15 protein-coding genes are annotated in these 17,941 nt (G+C 46.6%); 8 read left to right on the top strand and 7 right to left on the bottom strand.

Annotated features, from left to right (window positions below):
• The first annotated feature begins 11 nt into the window (after nt 1-11).
• Both ftsZ and lpxC read left to right on the top strand, forming a co-directional pair.
• Complete coding sequence (gene ftsZ / locus AOT11_RS04740) at nt 12-1,226, top strand: cell division protein FtsZ (protein WP_017421302.1); 1,215 nt, start codon at nt 12-14, stop codon at nt 1,224-1,226.
• A 98-nt stretch (nt 1,227-1,324) separates the two neighbouring features.
• The gene (lpxC, locus tag AOT11_RS04735) at nt 1,325-2,242 is read left to right on the top strand and encodes a UDP-3-O-acyl-N-acetylglucosamine deacetylase (protein ID WP_017421303.1); all 918 of its coding nucleotides are present in this window, start codon (nt 1,325-1,327) and stop codon (nt 2,240-2,242) included.
• A 65-nt stretch (nt 2,243-2,307) separates the two neighbouring features.
• Here the strand turns inward: lpxC and AOT11_RS04730 are convergent, their stop codons facing one another.
• A complete protein-coding gene (locus AOT11_RS04730; RefSeq protein ID WP_026050483.1) occupies nt 2,308-2,766 on the bottom strand; it encodes a DUF721 domain-containing protein in 459 nt (152 codons plus the stop codon).
• Nucleotides 2,767-3,097: 331 nt separating this feature from the next.
• On the opposite strand from AOT11_RS04730, the gene secA reads away from it, so the two are divergent.
• The 5 genes from secA to carB all read left to right on the top strand — a co-directional run bounded on the left by secA (nt 3,098) and on the right by carB (nt 12,059).
• Nucleotides 3,098-5,821 carry a preprotein translocase subunit SecA gene (gene secA / locus AOT11_RS04725; RefSeq protein WP_017421305.1) on the top strand — a complete coding sequence of 908 codons (2,724 nt, stop codon included), beginning with the start codon at nt 3,098-3,100 and terminating at the stop codon, nt 5,819-5,821.
• 65 nt (nt 5,822-5,886) lie between these two features.
• The gene (gene mutT, locus AOT11_RS04720; RefSeq protein ID WP_026050484.1) at nt 5,887-6,285 is read left to right on the top strand and encodes an 8-oxo-dGTP diphosphatase MutT; all 399 of its coding nucleotides are present in this window, start codon (nt 5,887-5,889) and stop codon (nt 6,283-6,285) included.
• A 93-nt stretch (nt 6,286-6,378) separates the two neighbouring features.
• Nucleotides 6,379-7,188 (top strand): 4-hydroxy-tetrahydrodipicolinate reductase, encoded by an 810-nt coding sequence (dapB, locus tag AOT11_RS04715; RefSeq protein WP_017421307.1) that lies wholly within the window; start codon nt 6,379-6,381, stop codon nt 7,186-7,188.
• A gap of 481 nt (nt 7,189-7,669) precedes the next feature.
• Entirely contained in the window at nt 7,670-8,809 is a 1,140-nt protein-coding gene (carA, locus tag AOT11_RS04710; protein ID WP_017421309.1) for a glutamine-hydrolyzing carbamoyl-phosphate synthase small subunit, read from the top strand.
• Nucleotides 8,810-8,825: 16 nt separating this feature from the next.
• Nucleotides 8,826-12,059: a carbamoyl-phosphate synthase large subunit gene (gene carB, locus AOT11_RS04705; protein ID WP_017421310.1), complete on the top strand. Its 3,234-nt coding sequence runs from the start codon at nt 8,826-8,828 to the stop codon at nt 12,057-12,059.
• A 105-nt stretch (nt 12,060-12,164) separates the two neighbouring features.
• On the opposite strand, the gene AOT11_RS04700 is transcribed toward carB, so the two are convergent.
• Together AOT11_RS04700 and AOT11_RS04695 are read right to left on the bottom strand one after the other, a co-directional pair.
• Nucleotides 12,165-12,626, bottom strand: coding sequence for a hypothetical protein (locus tag AOT11_RS04700; protein ID WP_017421311.1), 462 nt, complete (start codon nt 12,624-12,626; stop codon nt 12,165-12,167).
• Complete coding sequence (locus tag AOT11_RS04695; RefSeq protein ID WP_017421312.1) at nt 12,619-13,530, bottom strand: hypothetical protein; 912 nt, start codon at nt 13,528-13,530, stop codon at nt 12,619-12,621. The genes AOT11_RS04700 and AOT11_RS04695 overlap by 8 nt, the downstream gene beginning before the upstream one ends.
• Before the next feature lie 249 nt (nt 13,531-13,779).
• Here AOT11_RS04695 and AOT11_RS04690 point away from each other — a divergent pair, with 249 nt between their 5' ends.
• Nucleotides 13,780-14,559, top strand: coding sequence for a TSUP family transporter (locus AOT11_RS04690; protein ID WP_013572421.1), 780 nt, complete (start codon nt 13,780-13,782; stop codon nt 14,557-14,559).
• On the opposite strand, the gene AOT11_RS04685 is transcribed toward AOT11_RS04690, so the two are convergent.
• From AOT11_RS04685 to AOT11_RS04670, 4 genes are all read right to left on the bottom strand, one after another.
• The gene (locus tag AOT11_RS04685) at nt 14,510-15,355 is read right to left on the bottom strand and encodes a LysR family transcriptional regulator (protein ID WP_017421313.1); all 846 of its coding nucleotides are present in this window, start codon (nt 15,353-15,355) and stop codon (nt 14,510-14,512) included. The two genes, AOT11_RS04690 and AOT11_RS04685, sit on opposite strands and share 50 nt — an antisense overlap.
• A gap of 116 nt (nt 15,356-15,471) precedes the next feature.
• On the bottom strand, nt 15,472-16,092 hold the full coding sequence (locus AOT11_RS04680) for a TRIC cation channel family protein (RefSeq protein WP_026050485.1): 621 nt from the start codon (nt 16,090-16,092) through the stop codon (nt 15,472-15,474).
• A 71-nt stretch (nt 16,093-16,163) separates the two neighbouring features.
• Nucleotides 16,164-16,985, bottom strand: a complete 822-nt coding sequence (gene btuF, locus AOT11_RS04675) for a vitamin B12 ABC transporter substrate-binding protein BtuF (protein WP_026050486.1) — start codon at nt 16,983-16,985, stop codon at nt 16,164-16,166.
• Nucleotides 16,982-17,935 carry a cobalamin biosynthesis family protein gene (locus AOT11_RS04670; protein WP_017421316.1) on the bottom strand — a complete coding sequence of 318 codons (954 nt, stop codon included), beginning with the start codon at nt 17,933-17,935 and terminating at the stop codon, nt 16,982-16,984. Before AOT11_RS04670 ends, btuF begins: the two co-directional genes overlap by 4 nt.
• Between the last annotated feature and the right edge of the window lie 6 nt (nt 17,936-17,941).

The raw sequence follows: 17,941 nt of genomic DNA, 5'->3' as shown, positions 1-17,941 counted from the left end.
GGAGATAACACATGTTTGAACCGATGATGGAAATGTCTGACGATGCTGTAATTAAAGTCGTTGGGGTTGGTGGCGGCGGCGGTAATGCTGTAGAACACATGGTGCGTGAATCCATCGAAGGCGTGGAGTTCATCAGCGTCAATACGGATGCACAAGCACTTCGTAAGACAAGTGTGGGCAATGTGATCCAGATTGGTGGCAACATCACTAAAGGTCTGGGTGCAGGTGCAAACCCACAAGTTGGTCGTGACGCAGCTCTTGAAGACAAAGAAAGAATTAAAGAATTGCTGATTGGTGCCGATATGGTATTTATCGCAGCTGGCATGGGCGGTGGTACTGGTACAGGTGCAGCTCCGGTTATTGCAGAAGTTGCGAAAGAGCTAGGCATCCTGACGGTTGCAGTAGTAACCAAGCCGTTCAGTTTCGAAGGAAAGAAGCGCTTAGCGTTTGCTGAGCAAGGTATCGATGAGTTATCAAAGCATGTTGATTCATTGATCACCATTCCAAACGAAAAGCTGCTAAAAGTGCTTGGTCGCGGCATCACTTTGTTGGAAGCCTTTGCTAGCGCGAATGATGTACTAAAAAATGCAGTGCAAGGTATCGCCGAGCTCATTACTCGCCCTGGCATGATCAACGTGGACTTTGCGGACGTTCGTACAGTGATGTCTGAGATGGGTCACGCGATGATGGGTAGCGGTGTGGCAAAAGGTGAAGATCGTGCAGAAGAAGCGGCGGAAATGGCTATTTCTAGTCCACTTCTCGAAGATATCGACCTTGCAGGTGCTCGTGGCGTACTGGTTAACATTACCGCTGGTCTAGACATGCGTCTAGATGAGTTTGAAACAGTGGGTAATACGGTTAAAGCGTTTGCTTCGGATAACGCAACAGTCGTAATCGGTACTTCACTTGATCCAGACATGGCGGATGAAATTCGAGTGACGGTGGTTGCTACCGGTATCGGTAACGATAAGAAACCAGACATCACGTTAGTTTCAGGTGGTAAAGCTAAAGTCGCTCAACCAACTGCAGCACCACAACCTGTTGTGGCAGCGAAGGTGGAAGAAAAACCGGCACAAACTTTGCAGGAAAGACCTCAGGTTACTCCTCAGCCATCGACGCCAGTTTCCTCTTCTACAGCGTCAGGCAGCCAGAATACGGCGCCTAAGCAGGAAAAAGAGAGCGGATATTTGGATATTCCGGCATTTTTACGTCGTCAGGCTGATTAATATTCAGGCACAAATTTGACACTGTTCAAAATTGTGGTAGCATTCACGGTCGGCGTCTTAGACGACCGTGATTTGTAGCACTTCAAAGAGGCAATCAGATGATCAGACAACGTACTCTGAAAGAAATTGTGAAAACAACTGGTGTGGGTCTCCACTCTGGTCGTAAAGTCACATTAACTCTTCGCCCTGCAGCTGCAAACACTGGCATTATTTATCGCCGCACTGATCTAACGCCTGCGGTAGATTTTCCTGCTGATCCTGCTTCTGTTCGTGACACTATGTTGTGTACTGCACTCGTTAATGATGCAGGCGTTCGTATCTCTACAGTTGAGCATTTGAACGCAGCGCTTGCGGGTATGGGGATCGACAACATCATCATTGAAGTTGATGCACCTGAAATTCCAATTATGGATGGCAGCGCAAGTCCATTTGTTTACTTGCTTCAGCAAGCAGGCATTGAGACACAAAATGCAGCGAAGCGTTTTATCCGCATTAAGAAACCAGTTCGTTTTGAAGACGGTGACAAGTGGGCTGAATTTGTTCCATTTAATGGTTTCCGCATGGATTTTGAAATCGAGTTTAACCACCCTGCAATCGATTCTGATGAGCAGCGTCTGTTGTTCGATTTCTCAACGCAAGGTTTTGTTCGTGAAATCTCTCGTGCACGTACTTTTGGTTTTATGCGTGACATTGAATATCTCCAGTCACAAAATTTAGTGCTGGGTGGTAGCTTTGACAACGCGATTGTGTTGGATGATTACCGCATTCTTAACGAAGAAGGCCTTCGTTTCGAAAACGAATTTGTTACGCACAAAGTGTTGGATGCGATCGGTGACCTTTACATGTGTGGTCATGCGATTATTGGTGAGTTCCGCGCATACAAATCCGGACATGGTTTAAATAACCAGTTGCTACGTGCAGTGTTGGCAGACCAAGAAGCTTGGGAATGGACAACGTTTGAAGAAGAAGTTGGTTCTCCAGTTGCCTTTGCCGAACCGAATATGGTTTTAGCGTAACAAGCGAATGAATAAAGAAAAGCCAGACAGATGTCTGGCTTTTTGCTTTGTTAACAAATCAAAGTTCAACTCGATTTCTTCTCTGCCATTGCAGCCAATCGCTCGAGACGAGCTTTCACTTTTGGCGGTGCCATTTCGGCAATCATAGTTAAAGCATTTGCAGCATTTTGCGAGATCGGCTCGCGCTTCTTTTGATCCTTAGGCGCTTTTTGCTGATATAGACCGGGATTAATGCGAACTTCGATGGCCATTAATTTAGCAAATCCACGAGAGCGTAAAGCATTCAGGATCGTCAAACGATCGTAATCAACCTTCATTTTGATCGCCGCGCTAGCGACATCGAGGATCAAACATCCCTGACGTAAATTTGCCGCTCGGCAATGCTGTGCCGTCCCATTTGGCAGCAATTCTGCTAACACTTTATTCAACTCGAGTATCTCGCATGCATGATGCTGGATCTTTTGTAGCGAGCTACCGCTACCGTCAATAAGTTCTTGTGTTGAGGTGGGGCGATGATCACGCATGATAGGCACCTAAAAAAACATCCATACATGCATTCTAAGTTACCACTTAAGCCTGCTTCAAGTTGCTTTGGCGTTATTTCACTGGTGAATCCATCGCCAATAACAATAAAAACTTCAAAGCGCTTCAAACAAATGGGGTTTGTGATGGTTGTCTTAACGAAAAATCCTTACACTAGACGACATTATTTGCCACCTTAGCCTTGAAAAAATAGCTCGTCAGTACAATATCTGAGTTACATGATTTATCTCAGTATCCTTAGTTTAAAACTGGTAGAGACTGAAGGCATTTATCGTAGGCCGAAATGGTCTAACAAAGAGAGATTCATAAGAAATGATAACTAAGCTACTGACAAAGGTGATTGGTAGTCGCAACGATCGCACACTGCGCCGCCTTAGAAAGATTGTTAAAGAGATTAACAACTACGAGCCGACCTTTGAGGCTCTCTCAGATGAACAATTAAAAGCAAAAACGGTTGAGTTTCGCCAGCGTCTAGAACAAGGCGAAACGCTTGATCAACTATTACCTGAAGCATTTGCTACCGTTCGCGAAGCATCAAAGCGTGTTTACGGTATGCGTCATTTCGACGTTCAGTTAATTGGTGGTATGGTTCTCAATGCAGGCCAAATCGCTGAAATGCGTACGGGTGAAGGTAAAACTTTAACCGCAACTCTTCCTGCTTACCTTAACGCACTCGCTGGTAAAGGTGTTCACATTGTTACCGTCAATGATTACTTGGCGAAGCGTGACGCAGAAACCAACCGCCCTCTATTTGAGTTTCTAGGAATGACCGTTGGTATTAATGTGCCAAACATGCCTCATCCTGCGAAAAAAGAAGCGTACCAAGCCGATATCCTATACGGAACCAACAACGAGTTTGGTTTTGACTATCTACGTGACAATATGGCTTTCCGCAATGAAGATCGCGTTCAGCGTGAACGCTTCTTTGCCGTTGTCGATGAAGTGGACTCGATCTTGATCGATGAAGCGCGTACACCACTTATCATTTCTGGCCCTGCTGAAGACAGCTCTGAGCTTTACACGCGTATCAATGCGCTGATTCCATTATTGCAGAAGCAAGATAAAGAAGACTCTGAAGAGTATCGTGGTGATGGACACTACACCGTCGATGAAAAATCGAAGCAAGTGCATCTAACGGAAACAGGCCAAGAGTTTGTGGAAGAGTTGATGGTGAAAAATGGCCTAATGGAAGAGGGAGATACATTGTACTCTCCAACCAACATCAGCCTTTTGCATCACGTTAACGCGGCATTACGTGCGCATGTTCTGTTTGAGAAGAACGTGGACTACATCGTAAACGAAGACGGCGAAGTCGTGATTGTTGACGAACACACTGGCCGTACAATGCCAGGTCGCCGTTGGTCTGAAGGTCTTCACCAAGCCGTTGAAGCGAAAGAAGGCGTTAAGATCCAAAACGAAAACCAGACCTTAGCTTCGATTACATTCCAGAACTACTTCCGCCTGTATGAAAAACTGTCTGGTATGACGGGTACAGCGGACACCGAAGCATTCGAATTCCAATCGATTTACGGTCTTGAGACGGTGGTTATCCCAACCAACAAGCCAATGATCCGTAACGACATGCCTGATGTTGTTTACCGTACTGAAGCAGAGAAATTTGCTGCCATTATTGAAGACATCAAAGCGCGTGTAGAAAAAGGTCAACCTGTACTTGTGGGTACGGTTTCTATCGAGAAATCCGAGCTGCTTTCGAATGCACTGAAGAAAGCGAAAATTAAACACAATGTTCTAAATGCCAAGTTCCACGAAAAAGAAGCGGAAATTGTTGCAGAAGCCGGTAAACCTGGGGCGGTGACCATTGCAACCAACATGGCTGGTCGTGGTACGGACATCGTGCTAGGCGGTAGTTGGCAAGCGAAAGTTGAATCGATGACTAACCCAACGCAAGAGCAGATTGATGAAATCAAAGCTGAGTGGAAGCTGGTTCACGATCAAGTGCTTGAGTCGGGCGGTCTACACATCATTGGTACTGAGCGTCACGAATCTCGCCGTATCGATAACCAGCTGCGCGGTCGTTCAGGTCGTCAGGGTGATGCCGGTTCATCTCGTTTCTACCTTTCTATGGAAGATTCACTACTACGTATCTTTACTTCGGATCGTATGGCGGCATTGATTCAAAGTGGTATGGAAGAAGGGGAAGCGATCGAATCTAAGATGCTTTCTCGCTCTATCGAAAAAGCGCAACGCAAAGTGGAAGGCCGTAACTTCGATATCCGTAAGCAGCTGCTTGAATACGATGATGTGGCGAATGATCAGCGTAAAGTGGTGTATGAGTTACGTGATGAGTTGATGAGTGTTGATGACATTAGCGATATGATCGAACACAATCGCGTTGATGTGCTTCAAGGTGTCATCGATGAATACATTCCACCTCAATCATTGGAAGACATGTGGGATCTTGAAGGCCTACAGGAACGCCTGAAGAACGATTTCGATATCGATGCTCCAGTGAAGCAATGGTTGGAAGAAGACGACAAGCTTTACGAAGAAGCGTTACGTGAAAAAGTCATTGATACCGCGGTTGAAGTCTACAAAGCGAAAGAAGAAGTCGTTGGCGCACAAGTGCTGCGTAACTTCGAAAAATCCGTGATGTTACAAACGTTGGATACATTGTGGAAAGAGCACTTGGCGGCAATGGATCACTTGCGTCAAGGTATCCATCTTCGTGGCTATGCACAAAAGAACCCGAAACAGGAATACAAGCGTGAGTCGTTTGAGCTGTTTGAAGGCTTGCTTGAAACATTGAAATCTGATGTTGTGATGATTTTGTCGAAAGTACGCGTTCAGCAGCAAGAAGAAGTCGAGCGTATGGAGGCTCAGCGTCGTGCACAAGCTGAAGAAGCGGCTCGTCGTGCGCAAGCTCAACATGCCTCAGCTCAAAGTCAGCTTGCTGATGACTCTGATGAAGGGCATCACCAACCAGTGGTCCGTGACGAGCGTAAAGTAGGTCGTAATGAACCCTGCCCTTGTGGTAGTGGCAAAAAATACAAACAGTGTCACGGTCAAATCAATTAGTGTTAGCCTAATTAATGTAATCAATTAAGAGTCGCTTAGGCGGCTCTTTTTTTAAGGAAAAAATGATGAAACGTATCCATATTGTTGCGGCGATTATTTTCAATCAAGACAAGAGCCAGGTTTACATTACCAAGCGTCCAGATGATAAACACAAAGGCGGCTTTTGGGAGTTTCCTGGAGGCAAAGTCGAAGAAGGTGAAAGCATAGAGCAAGCCATGGTACGTGAACTTGAAGAAGAAATCGGTATTACGGCGACTCAACAACAGCTGTTTGAGCATTTAGAGTACGATTACCCAGATAAATCACTCAAGTTTGACTTTATCGCAGTCACGGATTTTAACGGTCAGCCTTATGGTAGAGAAGGACAACAGGGAGCGTGGGTGGCGGTTGCAGAACTTAGCCGTTACCCGTTTCCAGAAGCGAACGTACCAATTCTTGAAAGAGTGCTAAAAGAGTTCGCTTGAGATCTGGTCTCTCTTTGCAATAGTTGATAGTTTAAGAACCTATTTGATCGATTTGCCCTGTTTGGCAGATCCAGAAACACGGAGAAATATGCAATGGTAAGAATTGCAGTTGCAGGAGCTGCGGGTCGTATGGGCCGCAATTTAGTAAAAGCTGCGCATCACAATCAGGCTGCTAAGGTTGCTGCTGGCTCAGAGCGTCCAGAATCATCACTGGTTGGTGTCGATCTTGGTGAACTATGCGGTGAAGGTAAATTTGACGTTGTGGTTTGCGATGATTTAGCCAAACAAATTGATCAATTTGACGTAATTATTGATTTTACCGCTCCAGCAAGCACTTTGAACAATCTGGCGCTTTGCCAACAATATGGCAAGAGTATTGTGATTGGTACCACTGGCTTTACCGAAGAGCAACGTGAGCAGATCGATCAGGTCGCGCAACAGGTACCTGTGGTCATGGCGCCAAATTACTCTGTGGGCGTGAATCTTGTTTTCAAGCTGCTTGAAAAAGCGGCGAAAGTGATGGGCGATTACTGTGACATCGAAATTGTTGAAGCGCATCACCGCCACAAAGTGGATGCTCCATCGGGTACAGCTATTGGTATGGGTGAGGCGATTGCTGGCGCCATGGGGAATAAGCTCAGTGATGTTGCCGTCTATGCTCGTGAAGGGATCACTGGAGAGCGAACCAAGGACGAAATTGGTTTCGCGACCATTCGAGCAGGGGATATCGTTGGCGAGCATACCGCGATGTTTGCTGATATTGGTGAGCGTGTAGAAATTACCCACAAAGCAACAGACCGTATGACATTTGCTAATGGTGCCGTCAAAGCCGCGGTGTGGCTGCACGAAAAACCTGCCGGGTTTTATACCATGACAGATGTCCTTGGGCTTAACGACCTGTAAATAAATAATTATGCGCCAGCCAATGCTGGCGCTTCTTTTATCTGCGCTACTTTTCCTTAAAGTTTGAGCAAAGTTCTTATCTTCTTGGTGTTGAGTTAATTTGTTATTTCTAGTTGTTTGGCTTTGTTTTGTTCTGAAGTGCTAGAAAGTAAGTGTAATTGGATCTTGCGCAACGTTTGCTTTTTGGTGTAAATAAAAAATGTGATCTGGGTTTGCTTGGTTTTTGCTCGTTTCATAAAATTTTCATGAATTGAGTGGTTGAGGCTGAATAAAGTTATACTTTTGGGGCTGTTTTGCTGTTTTTTATCCTAGATGCTCTAAAGTGCTATTTTGTTAAAAGCGAAATGTTGACATGTATCAAGAGTGTCTTTAGAATACCGCCAATTTGTCTGAATTCCCCAAAATCACACTTTTCTGGTGATAGATAGGGCAGATTTGCAGTTTAATTTATTTTTTATGCATTTTTATTCTGGAGGTTGTCTTGAGTAAATCAGCACTGTTAGTCCTGGAAGATGGGACAGTGTTCCGCGGAGTGTCCATCGGCGCAGATGGTATTTCCGTTGGAGAAGTCGTTTTCAATACCTCGATGACGGGGTATCAAGAAATCCTCACTGATCCTTCTTATTCCCAGCAAATCGTTACTCTTACTTACCCTCACATTGGCAATACCGGAACCACTTCCGAAGACGAAGAATCCTCTTCCATTCATGCTCAAGGCCTTGTGATTCGCGATCTCCCTCTTATCGCTTCCAACTTCCGTAGTGAACAATCCCTTTCTGATTACCTCAAATCGCAAAACATTGTCGGCATTGCTGATATTGATACGCGTAAACTCACTCGTATTCTGCGTGAGAAAGGTGCACAAAATGGTTGTATCGTTGCAGGTAACAACCTAGATGAAGCTTTGGCACTGGCGAAAGCAAAAGAATTTCCAGGTTTAAAAGGAATGGATCTTGCGAAAGAGGTTACAACAAAAGAAGCGTATCAATGGAAACAAGGTTCGTGGACGCTTGAGGGTGGACTTCCAGAAGCGAAAGACGACAGCGAATTGCCATATCACGTGGTTGCCTACGATTTCGGCGCAAAACGCAACATCTTACGAATGTTGGTTGACCGCGGCTGCCGCTTAACGGTCGTGCCTGCTGAAACGTCGGCAGAAGACGTTCTAGCGCTAAACCCAGATGGTGTTTTCCTATCAAACGGCCCTGGTGATCCAGAACCTTGTACTTATGCGATTGAAGCAACCAAAGTGTTCCTAGAAAAAGGCCTACCTGTATTTGGTATTTGTCTTGGCCACCAAATTCTCGCGTTGGCATCAGGTGCGAAAACGGTGAAGATGAAGTTTGGTCACCACGGTGCAAACCATCCTGTAAAAGATTTAGACCGCAATGTGGTGATGATTACTTCGCAAAACCACGGTTTTGCCGCTGATGAAGCAACACTACCAGATAACCTACGTGCTACTCACGTATCGCTCTTTGATGGCTCTTTGCAGGGGATTCACCGCACAGACAAGCCAGCATTCAGCTTCCAAGGTCACCCAGAAGCGAGCCCTGGTCCACACGACGCAGCTCCGCTATTTGACCATTTCATCGAACTGATTAAACAACACAGCGCTTAATTTGGAGTAGTAGACAATGCCAAAACGTACTGACATTCAAAGCATTCTTATCCTAGGTGCTGGTCCAATTGTTATCGGTCAGGCTTGTGAGTTTGACTACTCAGGTGCACAAGCATGTAAAGCGCTACGTGAAGAAGGTTACCGAGTTATCCTAGTAAACTCGAACCCAGCTACCATCATGACAGATCCAGATATGGCGGATGCGACCTACATCGAGCCAATTCAATGGGAAGTGGTACGCAAGATTATCGAAAAAGAGCGTCCAGATGCGGTTCTACCAACCATGGGTGGTCAGACGGCGCTAAACTGTGCGCTTGCGCTTGAAAAGCACGGTGTGCTAGCGGAATTCGGCGTAGAAATGATCGGTGCAACCGCCGATGCCATCGATAAAGCGGAAGACCGTTCTCGCTTCGACAAAGCGATGAAATCTATCGGCCTAGAGTGTCCTCGTGCTGATACAGCTAAGACCATGGAAGAAGCGTACAAAGTGCTCGATATGGTTGGCTTCCCATGTATCATTCGCCCATCATTCACCATGGGTGGTACGGGTGGTGGTATCGCGTACAACAAAGAAGAGTTCGAAGAAATCTGTCGCCGTGGTCTTGACCTGTCGCCAACCAATGAACTGCTTATCGATGAATCTTTGATCGGTTGGAAAGAGTACGAAATGGAAGTGGTTCGCGACAAAGCGGACAACTGTATCATCGTCTGTTCTATCGAAAACTTTGACCCAATGGGCATTCACACCGGTGACTCTATCACCGTTGCACCGGCTCAAACGTTGACAGATAAAGAATACCAACTGATGCGTAATGCGTCGCTAGCGGTACTTCGTGAAATCGGTGTAGAGACAGGTGGTTCAAACGTGCAGTTTGGTATCAACCCGAAAGATGGCCGTATGGTTATCATCGAAATGAACCCACGTGTATCTCGTTCGTCTGCTCTAGCGTCAAAAGCAACGGGTTTCCCTATTGCGAAGATTGCAGCGAAACTAGCAGTTGGCTTCACGCTTGATGAGTTACAAAACGACATCACAGGTGGTGCGACACCAGCATCATTTGAACCGACCATCGACTACGTAGTGACTAAGATCCCTCGTTTCAACTTCGAGAAATTTGCTGGTGCTAACGACCGTTTGACGACGCAAATGAAGTCAGTGGGTGAAGTGATGGCCATTGGCCGTAACCAACAAGAATCACTGCACAAAGCACTGCGCGGTCTAGAAGTGGGTGCAACAGGTTTTGACGAGATGGTCGATCTTGATTCTCCTGATGCATTGACAAAAATTCGCCACGAGCTGAAAGAAGCGGGCGCTGAGCGTATTTGGTACATTGCCGATGCATTCCGTGCGGGTATGTCTGTTGATGGTGTGTTTAATCTAACGAACGTTGATCGCTGGTTCTTGGTTCAAATCGAAGAGATTGTGAAACTAGAAGAACAAGTGAAGGCGGGTGGTTTTGCTGGTTTGACTCAAGATGTGCTTCGTCAAATGAAGCGTAAAGGTTTCTCAGACGCTCGCCTATCAAAACTACTCGGTGTGGCTGAAAGCGAAATCCGTCGTCTACGTGACCAGTACGACATCCACCCAGTATACAAGCGCGTTGATACCTGTGCGGCAGAGTTCTCGTCGGATACGGCTTACATGTACTCATCTTATGATGACGAGTGTGAAGCGAACCCAACCGATAAAGAAAAGATCATGGTTCTGGGCGGTGGTCCAAACCGTATCGGTCAAGGTATTGAGTTTGACTACTGCTGTGTACACGCTTCGCTAGCGCTACGCGAAGATGGTTACGAGACCATCATGGTGAACTGTAACCCAGAAACCGTATCAACCGACTATGACACTTCAGACCGTCTCTACTTTGAACCGGTTACTCTAGAAGATGTGTTGGCGATTGCACGCGTTGAAAAACCAAAAGGTGTGATCGTGCAGTATGGTGGTCAAACGCCACTGAAACTGGCGCGTGCGCTAGAAGCGGCGGGTGTACCCATTATCGGTACTAGCCCAGATGCCATCGACCGTGCGGAAGACCGTGAGCGTTTCCAACAAGCGGTTGACCGCTTAGGCCTGCTACAGCCTGAGAACGCAACCGTGACCACCATGGAGCAAGCGGTTGAGAAATCACGTGAAATTGGCTTCCCATTGGTCGTTCGTCCATCTTACGTGCTGGGTGGCCGCGCGATGGAAATCGTTTATGACGAGCAAGATCTACGTCGCTACTTCAACGAAGCGGTTAGCGTGTCGAACGAATCGCCAGTTCTACTGGATCGCTTCCTAGACGATGCAATTGAAGTCGACATCGACGCTATCTGTGACGGTGAGCGCGTGGTGATTGGCGGTATCATGGAGCACATCGAGCAAGCGGGTGTTCACTCAGGTGACTCTGCATGTTCACTGCCTGCTTACACGCTAAGCCAAGAAATCCAAGACAAGATGCGTGAGCAAGTTGAAAAGCTGGCATTTGAGTTGGGCGTTCGTGGCCTAATGAACACGCAGTTTGCCGTAAAAGACAACGAAGTGTACCTCATCGAAGTGAACCCTCGTGCTGCACGTACTGTTCCATTCGTGTCGAAAGCGACCGGTGCACCATTGGCTAAAATCGCTGCACGAGTTATGGCTGGTCAGTCTCTGGAATCGCAAGGTTTCACCAAAGAGATTATTCCGCCTTACTACTCTGTAAAAGAAGTGGTTCTGCCATTTAACAAGTTCCCTGGCGTTGACCCACTATTGGGCCCTGAAATGCGCTCAACGGGTGAAGTGATGGGGGTGGGTGCAACTTTTGCAGAAGCGTATGCGAAAGCAGAACTGGGTTGTGGCAATGTGTATCCTGAAGGTGGTCGTGCGCTGCTTTCTGTACGCGAAGGCGACAAGCAACGTGTGGTTGACCTAGCGTCTAAACTACTGAAACTAGGGTACAAGCTGGATGCGACACACGGTACGGCAGTGATCTTAGGTGAAGCGGGCATCAACCCACGCCTAGTAAACAAAGTGCACGAAGGTCGTCCTCACATTCTTGACCGTATCAAGAACAACGAATACACCTACATCGTGAACACGGCGGCTGGTCGTCAAGCGATTGAAGATTCGAAAGTTCTACGCCGTGGCGCACTTGCAGAGAAAGTGAACTACACCACGACACTTAACGCGGCATTTGCAACTTGTATGTCTCATACGGCGGACGCGAAAGCAAGCGTGACGTCGGTTCAGGAACTACACGCGCAAGTGCAAGCGAGTTTGAAAGCGTAATAATCAGTAAGCCCTGAGTTCATAACTATAACGGCTTATATGACAACCTCATTGCCCGCTCATTTGAGCGGGCTTTTTTTGTTTAAATTAAGTTAGTGGTTCTACTTACTTGAGATCTTTAACTTGTCGTCGATGAGCTCTACGACTTAGAGCTAGCTCATGGTAGAAGCTTATGAAGCTTTTGTAGGACGGTGTGCTCATTAAATAAATGGCGCTAACAGGGAGAGCGAAAGCTATTGCCCAGAACAGATCTCCTATTTTTGATTCTGAAATACCAAAACATGCCACGATGAAAATCTGTATCGTGGCATTAAAAATATTGATTGGATTTAGGTGCTTAAAACCATGGATAATGATCATCCCATATGGAATCGTTACCAAAAGAGCGCCAAGTCCCATCATTACCACCCATAAGTAGAATGGGCCGTAGGTAGTCGAAATATCGATGATTTGATCCAGAAGGAATATGTTTAGCCCACACCCTATTGTTAAAAGCATTATCGTACTTAAAGCTGTGACAATGCTTTTAGAGGATAGAACGAATACTTCTTTTTCCTTACTACTCAACGGAAAGCTCCTCGTAGATACCCACAGCAATAGCCCCAACGTTACCGGAAGTTGCGCTGCCAACGAAACTGATAGTTGCACCTATGGCATCTTTTAGTTGAAGTCGGACTGCATTACTGATTTCTTGTGAAGAATATCTTCGTTTAACGCTCCCTGAACGTACTAGTTGTTTATAGGCTTTTGATGATAAGTTTGGGATGTTTTGCTTTGAAATTTCTTTAGTGAGCCTTACTCGTTCGTGCCGATTTAAGCCCTTTAACACTTCATTTAAGCTCTTTCCTGAGCTCTTTTGTAGATTGCTTATGGCTTTTATTGTGGCTGTCCCGGATGCTCCAACACCTACGAGAGATATGTAATCTAGGGCTTTAGACGTATTTAGATACCAAGCCTGTGAGTCGAGCTCATCGAGGTTATCAGGGGAAAAGTGCTCAGCTCCACTTCTACCTATGCCTACCATACATTGGAGTGTCGAGGCTACTGCGGCGCCGTATCCCAAATAAGTAACGGCAGCACTTGTGCCTCCAGAGATTGGTACCGCACCAACACTACCAACTACCACCACCCAACCTAAAACTGCTGAGGCACAACTTAGGCTGGCTCCAATAAGTTCAGAAGCCATTTTAGACTCTCTATTCGAAGACTTAAGTTCTTTGGCGTAGCTATCAGCCGACATAGGATATGTCGGCTCTTTTAAAACAATGTTAATAGGATTAACGCGACAACTTGAGTTGAACTTTCGAAGAGAGATTAATGTTGAATCACCAGCGATATATATAACTCCAGCACCCGAAGTTTCTGGCCTAGAGTCGATAACTTTGAACAGTTGTTTTAAGTTAACTGTTTGCTCGATGCGAGCGCGTAATTGCTGCTCTTTTATTGATGGGCGAATCCTCAAAGCTTCCATGATTTTGATTTCGATGTGTTTTAGTTGATAGGATTAAGCCCGCATTTTTCGTTACCTTCAAAAAATTTAAATGCGCTTGAGAGCGATCTCAATTGGAAATGTAACTGATATGTTTGATGCATTATGTCTTTCATTGTCTGATTGATGAATTTTAGGAATGGATTGCTGTCTTGGGTTTCCTTTTTACCTCGTTAATTTTGATGTTACCGTCTTGTTCTTTACTCTTCCTCTTTGAAAAGGATGCTTGAATTGGACATAACGATTGAGATGTTGGCAGCACTATTCTTTGTTGCTTCTGTGGCGGGTTTTATTGATGCCATGGCAGGTGGTGGTGGGCTGCTCACTCTTCCTGCGTTGTTGGCTTCAGGGTTGAGCCCAACACAAGCATTGGCGACCAATAAGTTGCAAAGCTCATTCGGCAGTTTCTCAGCCAGCTTATATTTTGTCCGTAATGGCATCGTCAGTTTAAAAGAGATGAAAGTCGCCATCGCATGTACCTTTATCGGTGCGGCTATCGGTGCAGAGCTTGTTCAAGTGATTGATGCCAGCGTGCTAACCAGCTTGATTCCCGTGCTGCTAATAGCGATTTCTCTCTATTTTTTACTCGCGCCACCCACCCGCAATACTGGGGGACAGCCAAAGTTATCGGAGGCGATGTTTGCACTGTCGGTCGGTGGTGGTGTTGGTTTCTATGATGGTTTTTTTGGCCCAGGAACGGGATCGATCTTTACCGTTTGTTTTGTCGTGCTTGGACAGTTTTCCCTCGTTGAAGCCACTGCGCGAACCAAAGTGCTCAATTTTACCTCTAACATCGCGGCATTACTGTTTTTTGTGCTGGCGGGATTGCCAGTCTGGAAAGTGGGCTTAGTGATGGCAGTGGGGGGCTTTATTGGTGCACGCTTAGGGGCAAAAGTGGTGGTGACCAAAGGACACAAATGGATCCGTCCTCTGGTCATTGTGATGTCGATGGCAATGGCCTCTAAACTGCTTTGGCAACAGCATCAGCAATGGTTGTTATCACTGTTTTAACTCGGCTGTTTTGATGGCTTTTGGCTCGGCAGCATATCGTCACCGGGCGAGTAAGATGGCTAAGCTCGTCAAAGTGATAGCAATACTGTGGATCTATGCGTAACGCATTAATCACTGACTTTGGCACTAGGGCTGGCGCCATTCCCCCCACGGCGAGCTGGGCTGAAGCGGTGTAAGAGTCCATTTGCATCAAGGGCGTCACACCCACCGCTGACAATGCAGCCAGTTGATAGGTATTGGCGGGATTGTTGAGGTCATTGGTTATGATTGCTTTTGGTAGTTCAGTAAGTGGGTACTTACTAATAATGCTAAAAGACTCATCAAAAAGGTGGAAAGTCATCAATCCATGATTTGGCGGCAAATAGCCGGCACAAAATCCGAGTGTGGCTTTGCCTGACTGGACGTGTTCCACAATCCTAGGTGTGTGGTTGGTGGTCAAGGAAAGGTGACGATCCTGCTGGTACAACGCTTCCATCGCATTGTTCAAATAGCCAGCCAGTAGCGTCTCTGAACAATCGATTTTAATCAATGCATTATCTTCGATAAGTTGCTGATCGTAGATCTGCCCGCGCAGCTCATTAAAACTCGGTTCAATGCTCTTTATTAAGGCTTGAGCGTCAGCGGTTAAACGAATATGGCGTCCGTCAGGTTCAATCAGTTTCTTTCCAAGCTTTTTCTCAAGATTCGCAATGCGTTTACTGACAGCAGATTGACTAATATAGAGCTGACTGCCGGTGCGACTCATGGTCTTTTCTTTATGCAGAACCAATAACGTTTCAATGCCTTCAAGCAGCATGATGATCTATGATAAATGGGAATGGATGGGTCACTTTAACCAGAGGTAAGTCGGCTGCCAAGTGAAAAGATGATGGGTTGTGAAGTTGGCCGATGTGAGCGTTCGGCCAACACAGATTATTTGTTTAGTGCAAATGTAGGCAATGATAAATGCCAGCGAATGGCACCCAAGCGGATGAGCAAGGTCGAAAACACTCCTGCCAATAAGGCTGTCGAGTGATCATAGCCAAGGCTTAGGGCAGAGGTGTGGAATATCCCACCAACAAGACAGGCAGTCGCATACACTTCACTTCGCAACACCATTGGAATTTCACGCGCCAACACATCGCGAATAATACCGCCACCACAGCCAGTAATGACGCCCATGATCACCGCGACCATTGCTGAATCTTGATAGGCGAGGGCTTTCTCGACGCCGATCCCAACAAATACCGCCAAGCCAATGGCATCGCAGACAGGCAGTATCCACCAAGAGAGTCGCTTAGGGCGACGAACCACTAACATGGTTAGTACGCAAGTAATGATGATGACCCAAAGATAGGTAGTGTCTTTGATCCAAAAGACGGGGGTTGCGCCTAAGGCCATATCGCGAATGGTGCCGCCACCAATGGCGGTTACGCTACCTAAGACGACAACACCAAAAGGATCCATCTTTAACCGACCGGCTAAGAGAACGCCGGAAACAGCAAAGATTGCGGTGCCAAATAAATCGATTAAATACAGCAGCATGGAGTCCATGTTACTTAATGCCTTAAAATGTGAGGGAACAGAAAATGGGGGCAAATTGTACGAAATTTTCCAGCCAAACGTTAGCGTTTTTGCTCGATGCTGGCAAAGTGCTCACAGACTTGTTCAATCGCCAGTAAGGTACGAGGCGTTGGTCGGTTTAACCAATCTGCATTGAGCTGCCAAAAATGGCGATTTTTTAACGCTGGAATCTCCTCAACCCAAGGGCTCCACATGCCGTTATTTTGAATCGCGTGAGGAGAAACAAACATGGCTTGGGGTTTCTTTAGAATTACCTGCTCAATACTGACTTGAGGATACGGTGCCGATGCGCCATCAAACACATTCTCGCCGCCACAAAAGCGAAAGACCTCTGTCGGCCAGTTTTGCCCCGCAACGGTGATGATCGGCGTGTCGCTAAGTTGGTAGAAGTAGCGTGTTTTAGGCAGAGCTTGGTACAGTGTTTTTAGCGCTTCGAGACGAGTTCTGTACTCTCGAGCATTGTTTAGGCCGATTGTCGGATCGTCACTGTATTGGCTGAGTTGCTCGATGTTATCGCCGATATCTTGCAAAGTTTTGGTTTGTGAGTAGTAGATCTTAAAGCCAAACTGTTCGAGTTTTTCTAGCTCTTTTGCAGGGTTACCCGCCGGCCAAGCGATGATCAAATCCGGTTTTAAGGTGATGATTTTCTCTAAGTTAATCCCTTTGTAGTTGGAGACTTTCTCTAACGTTTTTGCGGCCTCTGGGTAATCGCTCATCTCGCTAACGGCAATCAGTTTATCTCCAAGCCCTGCTGCGTAGGCGATCTCGGTGGCGTGTGGTGCCAGGCTAATCACTCGCTCGATTGGTGCAGCTTGACTGGTGGTCGCGACGAGGAGAAAAAGAGGAGAGAAGTATTTCATCAGATTCCTTGATAAATCAGTCCGAATAGTAGGCTTTGCAGGAGAATCCAGATAAGAATTCGGCGTGCGAGTAGGTGTTGCAGTTGGTCTATGTGAAGTGCTGAAGGCGCAATACGTCCACCAATTTTGGCTCTCTCGGCTCTTTTGCCTTGATAAATGGCTGGCCCACCCAAAGAGAGTTGCAGCTTGTTGCCCACAGCACACAGTAACCAAGCTGGACCGGGCAACGGCCAAGATGCGGCTTGTTGACGAATGCCTTGCCACGTTTGACCCGCGTGTTTACCAAGCAGGATCATTAGGGCAAATAAACGCAGCGGAATAAAATCCAGTACTGCGGCGAGTCGCACGGCGGCCACACCAAATGGCGCATAGTTGGTGCGACTTGGTGACCAGGCTCTTGCTAGTTCAACAGTGAGGCGATACATCAATGCCCCAATGCCACCTGAAAGCGCAAACCAAAAGAGAACGCCAACGACATTTCTCCCATATCCCATAATCAAGGTTTCTGCAGCGGCTTTGCCGATACCAAGTTGGGAGAGGGTGGTGGTTTCTCGATTGAGGTAGGGGGACAATAGGCTTCTTGCTGCAGGTTTATCTTCATTGGCCATGGCGTGAATCAGCGCTTTGGCAAGGCTCTCGTTACTGCGCCAATCTAGCGCCAACAGCAGCAACGCAAGTTCAAATAGCTGCGGTTGCCAAACCAAAGGTTTTAAAGCAAACAGGACCGCTAAACAAGGAAACAGCATCAACAATAACGCCAAATTGCCTGAGATGAGGCTCTGTTGATAGCTTTGCTGGGTATTGACTTTGTCTGCCAACAGTTCGGCAAATTTGTGCCAGAGTGTGACGGGATGCGAGGAGCGTGGAATCGGGAGAATAAGATGGAACAGTAACGCTCCCCATAGAATGAGGAGCGCGCCGTTGGCATAGAGTTGATCAAACAGCTCTGTCATAGGTAT

Source organism: Vibrio vulnificus NBRC 15645 = ATCC 27562, from assembly GCF_002224265.1.
Taxonomy (GTDB): domain Bacteria; phylum Pseudomonadota; class Gammaproteobacteria; order Enterobacterales; family Vibrionaceae; genus Vibrio; species Vibrio vulnificus.
Note: the sequence above shows the minus strand (reverse complement) of the source record. Positions and strands in the feature narration are given on the sequence as shown.

Excerpts from the sequence above, each read along its gene's own strand:
- ftsZ (WP_017421302.1), top strand. The coding sequence starts at position 12 with ATGTTTGAACCGATGATGGAAATGTCTGACGATGCTGTAATTAAAGTC.
- lpxC (WP_017421303.1), top strand. The coding sequence starts at position 1,325 with ATGATCAGACAACGTACTCTGAAAGAAATTGTGAAAACAACTGGTGTG.
- AOT11_RS04730 (WP_026050483.1), bottom strand. The coding sequence starts at position 2,766 with ATGCGTGATCATCGCCCCACCTCAACACAAGAACTTATTGACGGTAGC.
- secA (WP_017421305.1), top strand. The coding sequence starts at position 3,098 with ATGATAACTAAGCTACTGACAAAGGTGATTGGTAGTCGCAACGATCGC.
- mutT (WP_026050484.1), top strand. The coding sequence starts at position 5,887 with ATGAAACGTATCCATATTGTTGCGGCGATTATTTTCAATCAAGACAAG.
- dapB (WP_017421307.1), top strand. The coding sequence starts at position 6,379 with ATGGTAAGAATTGCAGTTGCAGGAGCTGCGGGTCGTATGGGCCGCAAT.
- carB (WP_017421310.1), top strand. The coding sequence starts at position 8,826 with ATGCCAAAACGTACTGACATTCAAAGCATTCTTATCCTAGGTGCTGGT.
- AOT11_RS04695 (WP_017421312.1), bottom strand. The coding sequence starts at position 13,530 with ATGGAAGCTTTGAGGATTCGCCCATCAATAAAAGAGCAGCAATTACGC.
- AOT11_RS04685 (WP_017421313.1), bottom strand. The coding sequence starts at position 15,355 with ATGCTGCTTGAAGGCATTGAAACGTTATTGGTTCTGCATAAAGAAAAG.
- AOT11_RS04680 (WP_026050485.1), bottom strand. The coding sequence starts at position 16,092 with ATGGACTCCATGCTGCTGTATTTAATCGATTTATTTGGCACCGCAATC.
- AOT11_RS04670 (WP_017421316.1), bottom strand. The coding sequence starts at position 17,935 with ATGACAGAGCTGTTTGATCAACTCTATGCCAACGGCGCGCTCCTCATT.